This window comes from Hymenobacter taeanensis, from assembly GCF_013137895.1.
GTDB lineage: Bacteria > Bacteroidota > Bacteroidia > Cytophagales > Hymenobacteraceae > Hymenobacter > Hymenobacter taeanensis.
Genome location: NZ_CP053538.1, coordinates 1,581,975 through 1,595,489 on the forward strand (window position 1 = coordinate 1,581,975; position 13,515 = coordinate 1,595,489).

General features: G+C 58.9%; 17 protein-coding genes. 8 read left to right on the forward strand and 9 right to left on the reverse strand.

Annotated features, from left to right (window positions below; all coding sequences use genetic code 11):
• Window positions 1-89 precede the first annotated feature (89 nt).
• The gene (locus HMJ29_RS06715) at window positions 90-977 is read left to right on the forward strand and encodes a DUF5694 domain-containing protein (protein ID WP_171590752.1); all 888 of its coding nucleotides are present in this window, start codon (window positions 90-92) and stop codon (window positions 975-977) included.
• Window positions 978-1,161: 184 nt separating this feature from the next.
• On the opposite strand, the gene HMJ29_RS06720 is transcribed toward HMJ29_RS06715, so the two are convergent.
• Window positions 1,162-1,497 carry a hypothetical protein gene (locus tag HMJ29_RS06720; RefSeq protein ID WP_171590753.1) on the reverse strand — a complete coding sequence of 112 codons (336 nt, stop codon included), beginning with the start codon at window positions 1,495-1,497 and terminating at the stop codon, window positions 1,162-1,164.
• 163 nt (window positions 1,498-1,660) lie between these two features.
• On the reverse strand, window positions 1,661-2,062 hold the full coding sequence (locus HMJ29_RS06725) for a nuclear transport factor 2 family protein (RefSeq protein ID WP_171590754.1): 402 nt from the start codon (window positions 2,060-2,062) through the stop codon (window positions 1,661-1,663).
• Window positions 2,063-2,329: 267 nt separating this feature from the next.
• Between HMJ29_RS06725 and HMJ29_RS06730 the strand changes: the two genes are divergently transcribed.
• The 3 genes from HMJ29_RS06730 to HMJ29_RS06740 all read left to right on the forward strand — a co-directional run bounded on the left by HMJ29_RS06730 (window position 2,330) and on the right by HMJ29_RS06740 (window position 4,364).
• A complete protein-coding gene (locus tag HMJ29_RS06730; RefSeq protein WP_171590755.1) occupies window positions 2,330-2,962 on the forward strand; it encodes an Hsp20/alpha crystallin family protein in 633 nt (210 codons plus the stop codon).
• 179 nt (window positions 2,963-3,141) lie between these two features.
• Complete coding sequence (locus HMJ29_RS06735; protein ID WP_171590756.1) at window positions 3,142-3,537, forward strand: TPM domain-containing protein; 396 nt, start codon at window positions 3,142-3,144, stop codon at window positions 3,535-3,537.
• Between the two features lie 11 nt (window positions 3,538-3,548).
• On the forward strand, window positions 3,549-4,364 hold the full coding sequence (locus HMJ29_RS06740) for a hypothetical protein (protein WP_171590757.1): 816 nt from the start codon (window positions 3,549-3,551) through the stop codon (window positions 4,362-4,364).
• A 123-nt stretch (window positions 4,365-4,487) separates the two neighbouring features.
• Here the strand turns inward: HMJ29_RS06740 and HMJ29_RS06745 are convergent, their stop codons facing one another.
• Entirely contained in the window at window positions 4,488-4,892 is a 405-nt protein-coding gene (locus HMJ29_RS06745) for a SpoIIAA family protein (RefSeq protein ID WP_171590758.1), read from the reverse strand.
• A 174-nt stretch (window positions 4,893-5,066) separates the two neighbouring features.
• On the opposite strand from HMJ29_RS06745, the gene HMJ29_RS06750 reads away from it, so the two are divergent.
• The gene (locus HMJ29_RS06750) at window positions 5,067-5,759 is read left to right on the forward strand and encodes a haloacid dehalogenase type II (RefSeq protein WP_171590759.1); all 693 of its coding nucleotides are present in this window, start codon (window positions 5,067-5,069) and stop codon (window positions 5,757-5,759) included.
• A gap of 47 nt (window positions 5,760-5,806) precedes the next feature.
• Here HMJ29_RS06750 and HMJ29_RS06755 read toward each other — a convergent pair whose 3' ends face one another.
• Both HMJ29_RS06755 and HMJ29_RS06760 read right to left on the reverse strand, forming a co-directional pair.
• Window positions 5,807-7,465, reverse strand: a complete 1,659-nt coding sequence (locus tag HMJ29_RS06755; protein ID WP_171590760.1) for an MFS transporter — start codon at window positions 7,463-7,465, stop codon at window positions 5,807-5,809.
• A 212-nt stretch (window positions 7,466-7,677) separates the two neighbouring features.
• A complete protein-coding gene (locus HMJ29_RS06760; RefSeq protein ID WP_171590761.1) occupies window positions 7,678-7,965 on the reverse strand; it encodes a hypothetical protein in 288 nt (95 codons plus the stop codon).
• A gap of 552 nt (window positions 7,966-8,517) precedes the next feature.
• Between HMJ29_RS06760 and HMJ29_RS06765 the strand changes: the two genes are divergently transcribed.
• Entirely contained in the window at window positions 8,518-9,156 is a 639-nt protein-coding gene (locus HMJ29_RS06765) for an HAD family hydrolase (RefSeq protein WP_171590762.1), read from the forward strand.
• Window positions 9,157-9,172: 16 nt separating this feature from the next.
• On the opposite strand, the gene HMJ29_RS06770 is transcribed toward HMJ29_RS06765, so the two are convergent.
• Window positions 9,173-9,433, reverse strand: a complete 261-nt coding sequence (locus tag HMJ29_RS06770) for a hypothetical protein (protein ID WP_171590763.1) — start codon at window positions 9,431-9,433, stop codon at window positions 9,173-9,175.
• 243 nt (window positions 9,434-9,676) lie between these two features.
• Between HMJ29_RS06770 and HMJ29_RS06775 the strand changes: the two genes are divergently transcribed.
• Window positions 9,677-10,591: an alpha/beta fold hydrolase gene (locus HMJ29_RS06775; RefSeq protein WP_244678851.1), complete on the forward strand. Its 915-nt coding sequence runs from the start codon at window positions 9,677-9,679 to the stop codon at window positions 10,589-10,591.
• Between the two features lie 125 nt (window positions 10,592-10,716).
• The gene (locus tag HMJ29_RS06780; protein WP_171590765.1) at window positions 10,717-11,061 is read left to right on the forward strand and encodes a hypothetical protein; all 345 of its coding nucleotides are present in this window, start codon (window positions 10,717-10,719) and stop codon (window positions 11,059-11,061) included.
• A gap of 99 nt (window positions 11,062-11,160) precedes the next feature.
• On the opposite strand, the gene HMJ29_RS06785 is transcribed toward HMJ29_RS06780, so the two are convergent.
• The 3 genes from HMJ29_RS06785 to HMJ29_RS06795 all read right to left on the reverse strand — a co-directional run bounded on the left by HMJ29_RS06785 (window position 11,161) and on the right by HMJ29_RS06795 (window position 13,465).
• Window positions 11,161-12,519 (reverse strand): M56 family metallopeptidase, encoded by a 1,359-nt coding sequence (locus HMJ29_RS06785; protein WP_171590766.1) that lies wholly within the window; start codon window positions 12,517-12,519, stop codon window positions 11,161-11,163.
• Window positions 12,516-12,881, reverse strand: a complete 366-nt coding sequence (locus tag HMJ29_RS06790; RefSeq protein WP_171590767.1) for a BlaI/MecI/CopY family transcriptional regulator — start codon at window positions 12,879-12,881, stop codon at window positions 12,516-12,518. The genes HMJ29_RS06785 and HMJ29_RS06790 overlap by 4 nt, the downstream gene beginning before the upstream one ends.
• Window positions 12,882-13,036: 155 nt before the next feature.
• Window positions 13,037-13,465, reverse strand: coding sequence for a hypothetical protein (locus tag HMJ29_RS06795; protein WP_171590768.1), 429 nt, complete (start codon window positions 13,463-13,465; stop codon window positions 13,037-13,039).
• Window positions 13,466-13,515 lie beyond the last annotated feature (50 nt).

A 13,515-nucleotide genomic window follows, 5' to 3' on the forward strand; every position in this document is an offset into this window, starting at 1 on the left:
GCGCCATGCAACGGTTGCGGCTCCGGGCCACGTCTTGCTACCAGTATTTTCTTAGGCCTATTCCCTCGTTAGCTAACTGGCATTTCCATATGCGTCACTTCCTGGTTCCGTGCCTTGGCGGCCTCCTGAGCCTGCTGGGCTGTGCTGCTTCCTCCCGCACGCCCGCCACTGCTTACCCTGCCGAAAAGCACACAGATATTTTACTGGTGGCTACCCCGCATCTGGCGCAGCTCTACAAGGAAGCCAACCCACTAACGGATGTACTCACAACCCGGCGGCAAACGGAGTTGGCCGCCTTCCGCGACCAGGTGCTGCGGTTTCGGCCCGATGCTATTATGGTAGAGGAGCTGCCCTCACAGCAGGCCCGCCTCGACAGCCTGTACACGCTTTATCAGCAGGACAAGCTAAACCCAAATACTATGCCCGGGGGCCGCTCTGAAATATACCAGCTGGCTTTCCCGATGGCTAAGCGCCTGGGTCTAAACCGTATTTATTGCGTTAACTCCGAGGGCGGCACGTCGCAGAGCATCCTGCATGAGGGCACTAACATCAAGCTTTACCAAGAGGGCACCACCGAGCACCGGGCGTATTACGCCCCTACCGTGCAGCAGTGGGAGAAGGGTGACCTCACTATGGCACAACTGCTGACCTTCCTGAATACCCCTGCCTTCCTGCAGCAGCTGCACACGCTGGTGTACCGCACGCCGGCCCGGGTAACCGATGGCACCCTTAAGGCCGATGAGATGGTGGACGCGGCCTTCATTAAGCCGCACTACGTGGGCGCCGAATTTATCTCGGTGATGTACAACCGCGACCTGAAGATCTACTCCAATATAGTGACCACCCAACTGGCCACACGCAGCTCCCGGGTGCTTACCATTATTGGTGGTCGGCACGTGGCATCTCTGCAAGGCATTTTCGGTACTGATCCCTCTTACAGGGTTGTGCCATCCGCAACGTACCTCAAGCAGAAATAAGGTTCTGTACCCTCCATACGGGCCGGGGGTGCGTGGCTTTTGTGTCCCAGGCTACTTGCCCTCAAGTAAGCTCCTCGAACGGCTACCTCAGAGGCTACCGTATAACTACAACACCCCGGCCTGGACTGGCAGAATCTTGCCGAGAACAGACCGGGGTGTTGTAGTTGCGGGGCGCAAGCGGTAGCTAGGGCCGTTTACGACGGGGTGCCGCTGGCGTTGAGCGGCGGCGGTTGGTGTTGGTAGGCTGATCGGCCCGCACGGAGTCAATGGGGCCGGCCGTGACCTTCCCACTGGGCACCGCGGGCAGGGGTAGCGTACCGCTGGGGCGCACATTGGTGGGGGGCGCCACGGGCTCGGCGTTTTGCTGGCTTACCCCCGCCGGTAGCATAACACCGGGCATGGGGCTGATGCGCTCAGTAGGGTTGCGGCGAGTGGGCGTAACGGGAGCTCGGTTTTGGGCCTGAGCCACACCGGCCACCAGGCCAGTCAGCAATAAGGTAAGGGGGAGGAAGCTACGCATAAGGAAGTGGCAAGAAGGCTGCAGAAAGCCCCGCCTGGGCTACCGTAGCCACCAGAGCTTACGCCCTAACCGCCACGGGCCACAGGGCACGGGTACACTTCAGCTGTACGGCGGCGCGGTTGCGCAAGTTCGCCGCTCATGGCCCACCTTCCTGCGGAGCTGCCTACGCCAGGTCGTAGCAGGGGTAGCGGCGCTGCCGATAGATTTTGCCGTCCTGAAATTCAAAAATCAGGCACAGCTGCGCCGACAGGCGCTGCCCGCGCAACAGCTGGCCTATATCGTTGGTGGTAATAGCCTGCCAACGGCCCTCCACTATAATGCTGCCATCGGGGCAGTGCTGCGTGCTGTGCACCTCAAAGGTAGGGTCGCGGAGCAGCTCGCGGCCGGCCCGCAGGTTTGCCATAATATCATCGAAAGACCGGCGCTGTATGGTTTTGTGCAACAGGTTAGGAAACTCCAGCTGCTCTACATCGGGGTGGAGCACGGCAGCATACGCCGTCTCATCAATGCTAAATACCTGTACTAAATCGAAATAGGTGTGAAGAACGGATAGGTGCTCGTTCATGGCAGGATGTGGGATACAGATGGAAACACAAGGATAATAGCTACCCGCCGGCAGCGGACTGTTGCCCCGAGCCTGAGCTCTGGAAACGGCCCGTACCTGGGCTGGCACTGGCATGCTTACGCCCAGCCAATATACGGCTCAGCAGGGGTAAATCAGTATAGTTTATGAGGTGTTTGCCTTCGTTATTTCTGGTGTAACCTGCCATTTTTTGCTGGCGTATTAATACCCGTATTTGTTCATATGTGCCACCTAAACCGTTTTACAGCCATGGCTATTCAGAAATATCAAGACTCATTTTCCGACTTGGCCTCTTCAAGCTTCAGCACGATGCTTGATCGGTTTTTCAACGACTCAATGGCGGCGCGCGGACGCGTGAACAGCTTTTCGCCTCACGTAGATGCGTATGAAACCGAGAAAAGCTTTGAAATAGAAGCCGCACTGCCGGGCATGAAGCGCGAGGATATTAAGGTTGATTTCCACCAGGGGCGCCTTACTATCTCGGGTGAGCGGCACTTCCGCAATGAGCAGAATGAGCGGCGCTACCACTTGGTAGAGAGCTCCTACGGCTCCTTCCACCGTTCTTTCCAACTCCCCGACACCGTTGATGCCAGCCGCATTGAGGCCTCCTTTGAGAATGGAATGCTGCACATTGTGGTGCCCAAAGACCAGCAGAAAACCATGCGGCACCAGATTGAGGTGCGCGGCGGCCAGAGCAGCCCAGCCCAGGGTGGCGCTAACGGCCAGGGCAATAACGGCCAGATGTCGGAGCGCGTGGGCCAGCAGGCCACCGATGTAACGGTGCAGTCTGATACCACCTCTGAGGCCCAGAGCAGCCAAAACACCACCGATGCCATGCAGGAAATGCAGAACCGTCCGCAGAGCTCGGGGGTTGGCTCCTAGGCCGCACCCGGCTTGCCAGCACGTAGAGCCAACAGGTCTGCCCCACACCAGGGCAGGCCTTTTTTTATGCATAGCCCTGGCGGCTACTCAGGCTTCGGTGCTTACGGGCAGCCACTTATGGCGCGGGGTCGTAAAAGTCTGGTAGCCTTCCTTTCTCTTCCACTCTAATCTACTCCCCCATGTACCGCATTCTTCTGTTTTTGCTGCTGCTGGCGGCAGGGCTAGGCCAGTCGGCCCCCGCCTGTGCCGATGAGCTGCCCCCGCGCCCGTCTCCCTTCCGCTTCGTGACCGACCAGGCCCAGCTACTGAGTCCCGCCGATGCTAAAACTCTGGAGAGCGGCCTGCGCCGCTACGCCGATAAAACCGGCAACCAGCTGGTAGTAGTAACCGTGCCCACCCTGGGAGGCCGCGATGTAGCCGACTACGGCCGGGCTTTGGGCCAGGCCTGGGGCGTGGGCCAGCGCGACAAAAATAACGGCATTGTAGTGCTGCTAGGGGCCCAGGAGCATAAAGTAACGATTCAGGCGGGCTCAGGGCTGCGCACCCAGATTACCCCGAGCTTACGGCCCGTGTAATCAATCAGCAAATGACGCCCAGCTTTAAGCAGGGAAATTACTTTGCCGGGCTGCGCACGGGCCTGAATGCTTTGATGCTGGCCGCTGACCCCAGCCCTAGCCAACCAGCCGTCACCCCCGCTACTACTGAGGACGGCCTGGAAGCGGCTGACCCCGGCGTAGCGGATGAACTGCCGGCTACCTCCCCGGGGCCCATCACCACGCCGGCCCCGGTTTCTGATAATGACTCATCGGGCATCGGTATGGGTACCCTTCTGCTGGGGGCTTTAGTGATTGGGGGTGGCCTATGGTTCCTCATCCGGATGTTTCGGCGTAAGTCGGCGCCCGCTAATGTGCCCTACGCTGCTGGCCCCGTCACTACCCCCGATTTTCTACCCAACCAGCCTAGCAACCGTGGCACGGGTGGTCAGCAGGCTTCCGGGGCCCCCGACTTTCTGCCCAACCGCGGCAACTCCGGTGGCGGTGGCGGCCTAGGCAGTGGCATGGGCGGGGTATTGATGACGGGCGCGGCGGCGGCGGCCGGGGCCTACCTGGGCAACCGCATGGCCTCGGGCCACGATACGCACAACGCCTCCCAGTACGATGCCGACCGCACCCCGCCCCTGGAGCCTAACTCTAATGCGGGTGCCTACACCGGCAGCGGGTTCCCGGCCCTGGGCGGTACCGGCACCACCGACGATACGGCAGGCCCCGACTACTTCTCCGATGCCAACACCAACGACTCTCCCGATTACTTCTCATCGGATTATGATGACACGTCGTCGTCGTCGGATGATACGGGCGGGGGCGGATTTGACGATACCAGCAGCAACAGCGGCGACTGGTAAGTTTGGCCCGCCCGCCCGTAGCAAAACGCCACCCCGCAGCTTACCGATAGACAGGTGCTGTGGGGTGGCGTTGTTGATTACAAGCCAGTTTTGGGTATGGGCGGCGGGGTACGGCCGCTGTGGCTACACGGGTTGCTTTGTTAGCCAGGCGCGGGCTTCGGTTTCGGTTTCAAAGGAGCGGTAAGTGAGGGGCAGGCCCTGCACATGGGTGGTAATATAGGCAGTGGCTAAACGCGTAAACACATCCTGCGACACCACCACCGCCCCGTACCGATACCCTGAGCTTTGCACGGCAGCCGGAAGCCACTGCTCCGCAATCCAGCGCTGCTCTTCTTGGCTGAAGGGAGGCATCTGCGACTGATCAACCAAAATACGGCCCCACCTGCGCTGCTGCAGGCTCAGTGCCATTTGCGTGAACAGTGCCTTCACGTCGGCCAGGGTGCGCGGTTGCATAGCCCAGTTCACCTGCATAAACCCCAGCGGATCTTCCAGTAAGCGCCCGGCGGCATTTTCGAAGCACAATTTCATTCACAACAAAGGTAGCTGTCAGGCAACAAGCCTCTTCAGTTTCAGCGGATTATTCTGGTAGGTTCCGGCTACTATTTTTCCGGCAAGCCTACTCGTTTTGCCCGCCGATCCGCTTCTCTACGTAGGCACCCTTGGGCGAGGTTGCCCCCTGTTTAACTCGTTTTTTCCGTTAGTATGCCTAAGCCATCCCCTTCTTTGCCCCAGCCGCGCGTATTGCTGCTTGATGTTAATGAAACTCTGCTGGACATGAGCCCGCTTAAGCTGGCCGTGGGCAAAGCCTTCGGCGAGAAGCGGGCCTTTAACCAGTGGTTTGGGCTCTTGCTGCAGTACTCTCTGGTTGATACCGTTACGACCACCTTCCACCCCTTCAGCCTCATTGCAGACGCCGCTCTTGACATGGCCGCTGACATGCTGAAGAAAAAGCGACTACGCCCGGCTCAAAAGAAAAAGCTTCTGGCCCTGATGACCCGCTTACCTGCTCACTCTGACGTACCCAAGGGCCTGCAGATGCTACTGGATGCGGGTTTTTCGCTTGTGGCCTTCAGCAACTCCACCCAACTCATGCTGGATGAGCAACTGCGCCAGGCCGATATCATTCACTACTTCGACCGAGGGCTGAGCGTGGATGCGGTACAGCTCTACAAGCCCCACCCCCACACCTACCAGGCCGCCGTGCAGGCCCTGGGGGTAGCCCCCGCCGATGCTGCCCTGCTGGCCGCCCATGGCTGGGATGTAGCGGGGGCCCTGCGGGCGGGGTTGCAGGCGGGCTTTGTGGCGCGCCCAGGGCAAACTCTTTACCCCCTGGCTCCGCGGCCCACCTACATGGGCGAAACCCTGGTGGAGGTGGCCAGGCAGCTGATTGGCTAACGCAAAGTGGCCTAGCAACCTTGGTGGATATGGCTAGGCCACTTCTTCTATTGGGGGCTTTCCATGGTTTCGTAAGGCGTGGGCACCTCCACGTTAGTTGACTTAGGAAAGGCCAGAAAGTGCGTGACACGGGGTGGCTCGGGGCCACTGTGCAGCTGCCGGACGCGGGCTTCCACGGCCAGGTCTTCCTTCGTAAAACGGTGGTGCTGGCGCTCATGCTCGCCCCAGGTGGCTACGTAAAAAAACTCCGTGATGCGGGTGGGAGCGGCAATATCGGTGAACACGCCGGCCCGCAGGGAGCCGTCGCGCAGGCGCAGGCGGGTGAGCTGCTCAGCGGCCAGCCGGAACGCCGGCTGGTTTTCCGGCTCTACCTGGTACTCCACCATCACTACCACGGGGCCATCGTCGGGGTCTACGTCACCGGCAATAGTGGGCGTAGGCCAGTGCCCAGCTGGTTCCAGATTCAGCCCTTCACCTGAGCGCATGGGAAACGGAATGGCCAGCAGCATGCTCAACAGCATCCAGCCGGCGGTGGCCAGCAGGGCCAGCTCCAGGGAGGCACGGTCGGCCAGCTCGCCCCACACCACGCTTCCCAATGAAAGACCGGCCTGAAACACCAGCATATACATGCTCACTACGCGGGCTTGCACCCATTTGGGCACATTGAGCTGCACGGTGGTGCTGAAACTGGTCATGGTCATGAGCCACGCCACCCCCGACACAAACATGACCGGGTATAGCCACAGAATAGACGGCGCCAGGGCCAGTGCTACGTTGGTGCCCACAAACACCAATGTGCCCAGGAGTACCCGCTGGTTGTAGTTGAGGCGGTTACCCACCCGGCCCATCAGGAAAGCCCCCGCAATGGCACCGGCCCCCAGCCACGACAGCATCACGCCGTAAGAACCCGAGCTTAGGTGCAGGCGCCTAGCAATTACCACTGAGAGCAGCCCCCACATGGCACTGGCCCCAAAGGAGAAGGCAAACGTGCGAAACAGCACCGCATAAATGGCCGGCGAGTACTGCACGTAGCGCATGCCCGCCCGCAGGGCCCCCATAAAGTTTTCGGCGGGGCCACTGGTTACGTCGGCCTGCCGCTTCCAGGTGTAAATCACCGCGAAGGTGCCCAGAAACGACACGGCATTTACCAGAAACACCCACCCCGGCGAATAGTACGCAATGATAACGCCCCCAATGGCCGGCCCAATAGCCCGGGCGATGTTGTTGCTTACGCCGTTTAGGGTAATGGCAAAGCCCAGCACCCGGCGGGGCACCAGCTCTACCGTTACGGTTTGCCACACCGGCGCATTAATAGCGGCCCCAATGCCCAGCACAAACGTGAGGGCCAGCACCCCGAAGGCCGAAACCTCACCCAGCAGCGTAAGCCCCCCCAGCAGCAGGGCCACCACCGCCATAAAGCCCTGCGTGAATAGCAGCAGCCGGCGCCGGTCAATTAAATCGGCAATGGCACCGGCGGGCATGCTCAGCAGAAAAGCGGGCAGGCTGGTGGCCGTTTGCATGAGGGCTACCAGCAGGGCCGAGGTGGTAAGCGTGGTTACCAGCCACACGCCGGCCACGTTCTGCATCCAGGTACCAATGTTAGATACCACGGAGGCAATCCAGATGGCCCGAAATACGGCAAAGGTAAAGGGAGTCCAGAGGGTGGGGGTGGCCTCCTGAGGGGGTGAGGGGGTAGTGAGAGCCATAGAGAACAGAAGGCCAGTAATACGGGGCCCAGTACTGGTATAACACGTAACCCAGCCCGATGGCTGCGTACGACAGTAGCCACTGAATAGGTGCATGGGCGGCACAATGTGTTACCCAGTTTGGCCGCCAGGCTACGCTCGCGCACTCTCATAAACGCAACAGCCTCCCTTCCTGACCAGGAAGGGAGGCTGTGCAGCTAGCCAGTGCCAGCTTACTTGCTCGTTCTTACGGGGCGGCCCACTTTAACGCTGGGGGTATGCCGGGCGGCACGCTTCTTCTTGGCTTTGCGGTAGAGGAAGTAGCGCCGGAAAACGCCCAGCTTCTTGGGCCTATGGCGGCTATTGCCCCGATACTTTTTATAGTTGGGGCGGTGCCCTATGCGGCTGCCGGGGCTGGCCGCCACTTCGGTGGTAGCGGCCTCACGCGGGGCGGCCACTGCAGCAACTGGCTCAAGCAAGAGCATCAGAGCGCACAAAAAAAGAAGTAGTAATTTGGACATATAGAAGATGGGTAAATTGACACTCTACTGACACAAAATCACGCAGCTGAATACACCTAAGAACACGCACAGCCAACTGCACGAAAATAAGCATATTACGTGAACATTATTTAGTATATATAAAAATAAATATTATCAAACTTATCAGATATAAATTTGCACTTACCCATTTTAAAGTGTGTAGCTACGCGTATCATTCTTAAAGCCTATTCTATGTTTTGGCCGAAGCGGCACTGCGGGCAGAGGCGGCTTTACCGTGTAACCCGTGGCGCTATCAGGGCACCGCCATCTTAAGAGCCATTCGGGGGCTTTGCAGCCCCTAAACTGGTGCGGTAGCGCTGGTTAGGATGAGTAGTTTTCCGCGGTCAGTTCCTCTGAGGTGGCCTGCTGAGCAGTTGGGTTTGCGTTCTTAGCCTGCCTTATTTTGCTGCCATAAGCCCGAAGTTGGCAGGCGTTTACCAAAGCCGGGCGGCAACAAACCCTTCTGTTTGGGGTTGCTAGGCCACCTCACTCTGCCCCATCCCCCCCCTTCTAACAACTTAGCTTGCCCCTATGCAACAGCGTTTTGATAGCGTCATCTTCGATTTAGATGGCACCCTCTGGAATTCATCGGAAGCTATTACCAAAGCTTTTCAGGCTGCCAAAAACAGCGTCGATTACATTGAGCACGATATTACGCTGGCCCAGGTGCAGGCCGTAACCGGCATGCCCTACGGGGTAGTATATGAGCGGCTGTTCCCTAGTCTGCCCCCTGAGCGCCGCGAAGAGTTCCGGGCCCTGTGCGCTGAGCAGGAGCTAACCGCCGCCCGGGAGCATGGCGGCACACTCTACCCCGAGCTAGAAGCAACCCTGCGTTACCTGCAAGAGCGCCAGTACCGGCTCTTTATTGTGAGTAACTGCCAGCGCGGCTACGTAGAAGCGTTCTTCGAGAACAGCCAGCTAGGCCACTATTTTGAGGGGCATCAGTGCTTCGGCACCAAGGGCCTGCCTAAATCGGAGAATATCAGGGAGGTAGTAAGCCAATACGGCTTGCAGGCGCCCGTGTACGTGGGCGACACCCGCGGCGACTTTGAGGCTAGTCAGCAGAGCGGTACGCCGTTCATTTTTGCCACGTATGGCTTTGGCACGGTCGGCCCCGAAGAAGCGCCCCTACGTATTAACCAGCTTTCTGATTTGCGCCAGCTCCTGTAAAGTGGCCTAGGCGTGTTCAGGCCCTGGCTACTTTGCCCTTCAGGTCCCAGTGGCTGGAGAGCACGCGCAAGCTGCCGGGCTCCCGCTTGATGGTGCGCACGTATCGCTCGCCGGTAATAGCGCCGTCGGGGCGGCGCTTGCCCAGGAATAGAGTAACCGGCTCGCCGTGCTCATTGGTGATGAAGGTCAGATCAAGGCCCTTGAACACGTCATCAAGCGTAGCCGAGGGCGCATAGACTTTACTGAGCTTTTCAGTGAGTTTAGGGTGGAGTGGCATGGGCTGAAGAGTTGATCAGGGTAGGGTGTACGCCGTATAGCCCCTGGAAAGTTGACGATTCACTACCTGTTATATTCCACCATTGAGCCTAGCCGGCAGGCTCTTTTGGCGGTTTATGCACTGAGCTCAGCCCGCCCCCAAATTCTGTACTACCCCGGCAGCCAGCTCTCGCGTACACCCTACTGCTCAGGTAGCGGGTATACTCCCGGCTAGCTTTTACTGTGTTGAGTTGTACTTATGGATATGCACTACATCCGGCGCGGGAGCGGCAAGCCCCTGCTCCTACTGCACGGAATTGGCGGCAGCTGGCGCTCCTGGCAGACTATTCTGCCAGCCCTGGCCGCTGAGCGCGACGTAATTGCCGTGGATCTGCCGGGGTTCGGGGCTACGCCGCCCCTCACCGGGGAGGTTTCCATTCGTACCCTGGCCGATGCCGTCACCAGCTTTTTGCGCCAGCATAACCTGCTGGGCATTGATGCGGTGGGTAGCTCTATGGGGGCCCGGCTGGTGCTAGAGCTGGCCCGGCGTGGGGGCGTAGTAGGCGCCGTAGTCTCCCTCGACCCCGGCGGATTCTGGCGCGGCTGGGAAATTCCCACGTTTTACTACTCGGTGGCGGCCTCTATTCGGCTGGTGCGCGCCCTAGAGCCCGTGCTACCGGCCCTCACCCACAGCACCCTGGGCCGGACGCTGTTGTTTGCCCAATTCTCAGCGCGCCCCTGGCGGCTTCCGGCAGAAGTGGCTCAAGATGAGCTCCGCACATTTATTGCATCTCCTTCTTTTGACGAGCTGCTGTATAATTTGGCCTACGGCGAGAAGCAGCAGGGCGCTCCTAAAGGCTGCCTGCAACAGCCGCTGGTTATTGGCTGGGGACGCCAAGACCGGGTGTGTTTTCCGCCGCAGGCGCGCCGGGCCCAAGAGCTCTTCCCCGATGCCCAGTTATACTGGTTTGAGGAGAGCGGCCACTTCCCGCAGTGGGATAAGCCCCAGGAAACCGTGCAGCTGATCTTGCGTGCTATCAGCGGCCAGCAAATACCCAAGGCTATTTTCAACGGAGCCCAGCGGCGCACCGCTCAGCCGCTTCGCATCGCGGCAATAGCAGGTGGTCTAATAGCAGTGCTAGCCGGCAGTTTCTGGCTGGCAGCGCGCAAAAAGGCGTAGCCCCCCTCTTGAGGTACTGGCCTAACTAGCTCAGCAGAAGCCGCTCCCGCTCCTGTAATGCGGGTGAGGCACCGACTCATGGAGCGCGCCGCCAACTACCGGCTATAAAAAGCGTAACTTACAGGATGACAGAAGAATATTTGCGCCAACTTGGCTTTGAAACGTACGCCGACCCGAATGCTTTTGGCAAGGGAGCGGCCTACGAGGTATCATGGCGCTACCGCCATACCCATGCCGCCCAAGACGGTGCCGTGCTCTACGCCGAGCACCCGCTGAGCATCCCGCGCTGCCGCCTCAGTACCCTGCCGGCCCCCCTAGACCAGCGCGACGTACTAGCGGATATTTCTCTTGATGATGATGCCGGCCTGCAGGCTGCCGTTACTGGCTTCTTCGCGGCTCACCAGGGGGTAGGTGCCGTGCTAAAGGCAAATACTTCGTCGGCATTCCGCCCCTTCCGCCGCAAAGAGTAACCCCGTTTCCATTACCAAACCCACAAAAAGCGCGAGGGCCAGCCTTCGCGCTTTTTGCTTTTTACCTACAGCCTGCTGGCTGCGCCAAAAATTGAGCGACTATTTGGTAGTGATGATAACTGCGCCTTTTTTACCCTTCTCGCCAAACTTGGCCGTTGCCTGCTCGGCATCTAGCACATACATGCTCTTAATAGTAGCGGGGTCTATTTTAGTAACATCCTCCCCGGACTCCTGCCCGTTTACCAGCACATAGCTTTCCTTGATGCGCTGATTAGCGGCCTCCGTATCCGTGGCGGCAGGAATACGGTAAGTGATGTTGTACTTCTTGTTGAAGGCCTGCAGGGCCGAGGAATTTTCGTTGCCCTTGGTTATGAGTAGCATGATGGGACCATCGTGCTGCCCGAAATCCTGCTCAAATGCAGCCTGGTTGAAGCCATCCTGGAATTTATGGCCTTTCAGCACGTTTACGCTGGCAATACGCGTTGGAGCCATTTCCAGGGCGGCTTCTTTCGTTACCTGCACTCCATCTACAAAGTAGAGGGCATTGTCTTGCTTGGCTTTGGTAGTAGCATCAGCGGTGGCTGGCTCTGGGAGGTAAGCTTTTTTCTCGCAGCTCCAGAGGGTGAGACCGGCGGCCAGCGGGAGCAGGAGCAAATAGCGGGCGGCCTGGGTGCGGGCCGTACGGGGTTTATTCATCATGGCGATACGAGTTTTGAGAAGGTGGAAATTGAAATGGCTGACAATGGAGTTGGCCTGCCCCTGCACACTCTGGTGCAGTAGCTGGTACTGGTAGGTTTTATTGTCGAGCAGGCCCGACTGCAGCACCCGGTAATCAGTATGGAACTCGAGGTTTTCGTGCAGGGCCTGGCGCAGGAGCCACACGCCGGGGTTAAACCAGTAAAAGACTAAGCTGACCTGGGCCAGCAGCACATCCACGGTGTGCCACTCCCGCACGTGTACTTGCTCATGGCACAAAATAGCGGGCAGCTCCTGAGGAGTATGCTGGGCGGGGTTGAGGTACACCGTTTGCCAGAAAGCAAACGGTGCCACCGGCTCCGGCACCGCCTGATACAGACGGCCCTCAAACTCCATGGGGCGGGAAATGCGGTGCAGCCGGTACAGGGAGAGTAGCTGCAGCACCAGCCGCACCGCTAGGCCACTTACCCCCAGCCAGTAGGCCACCACCAACCAGTTGATGGTGGCAGGCACGCCCGCAGGCACGGCCGGCCAGTTGGGAGCTACTAGCAGCAATTGGGCCGGCAGCGGGTTTTGGCGGGCAAACCAGCCGCTGAGGTCAATGAAAGGGTAAGCCGGCGCAAACACCAGCGCAAAGAGTAGAAACGCCCGGTTCAGCCCAAAGAAGGTAAGGCGGCGCAGGCCCAGGTAGTACACGGCGCAGAACAGTAGCAGGGCCCCATTCACTTTCAGCAGGTAGGGCAGCAGATCGGCGGCGCTCATTCCTCCTGCCCTTTCTCAATCATGCGCACAATCTCCTTCAGCTCCTCAGCGCTGATCTTCTGGTCTTTGGCGAAGAAGGAAACCAGCTCCTTGTAAGAGTTGCGGAAGTAGTCGCCCACGAAGGTGCTCATGAAACGCTTGCGGTACTCCTCGGCCGCAATAAGCGGAGTGAAGCGGAATGTGTTGCCCAGCTTCTCGCCCTGCAGGTAGCCCTTGCGCTCTAGATTCCGGGCGGTGGAGGCCAGCGTGGTATAGGGTGGTTTAGGCTCGGGCAGCAGCTCCAGCACCTCCTTAATAAAGCCGCCCTCTAGCTGCCAGAAAGCGCGCATGGCTTCTTCTTCAGGTTGAGTAAGTCGTTCCATATCAGCAATTACGATTCTTTCGTAATACTACGAATATTTCGTAATAAAGATAAACAAGGCGCACTTATTTTTTCCAGAAAACAGAAAAGGTGGCCTACGCGCTTTGTAGGCCACCTTTTGAAAAGTAAGTACGCAAGCCTTATTACCCAGCCAGGCTACACAGCTGGGTGTAGGTGCTTGGTAAGCCACTGCACGGCCTCGCCCTCGTCGGTAAACTGGTTGATGGAGCAATAGTCGCCGTGGGTGTAGGGCAGGGGTGGCAGGGTTTCGTCGTCGGTGGTATCGGCGAGTTGGGCCGGCGACACCAGGAAGGCCAAGAAGACCTGGTTGCCCAGCCGCGGCCGGAGCGTTGGGTAGTAGTCGCGCACCAGCCAGTGCACATCGCTGTTATCCAGGTGCTGGCGCCGGCGCGAGTCAACGAGCCAAAAGCGGGTACTGTTGTTTTCCTGGGCAAAGTCTAGCAGCCGCTGGTAGCCCGAGCGCAGCTCCGGGGAAGAGGTAGTCCGCAGCCACCGCACCGTCAGGATTTGCAGGTCCGGGCGATGCGCCAGCTGGAGGTAATCATTCACAAGTAACTCAGGCATAAGCGGCGCGTGTGTTCATAGCTCCTCAAGATACGTGGCTTCGGCTAAAC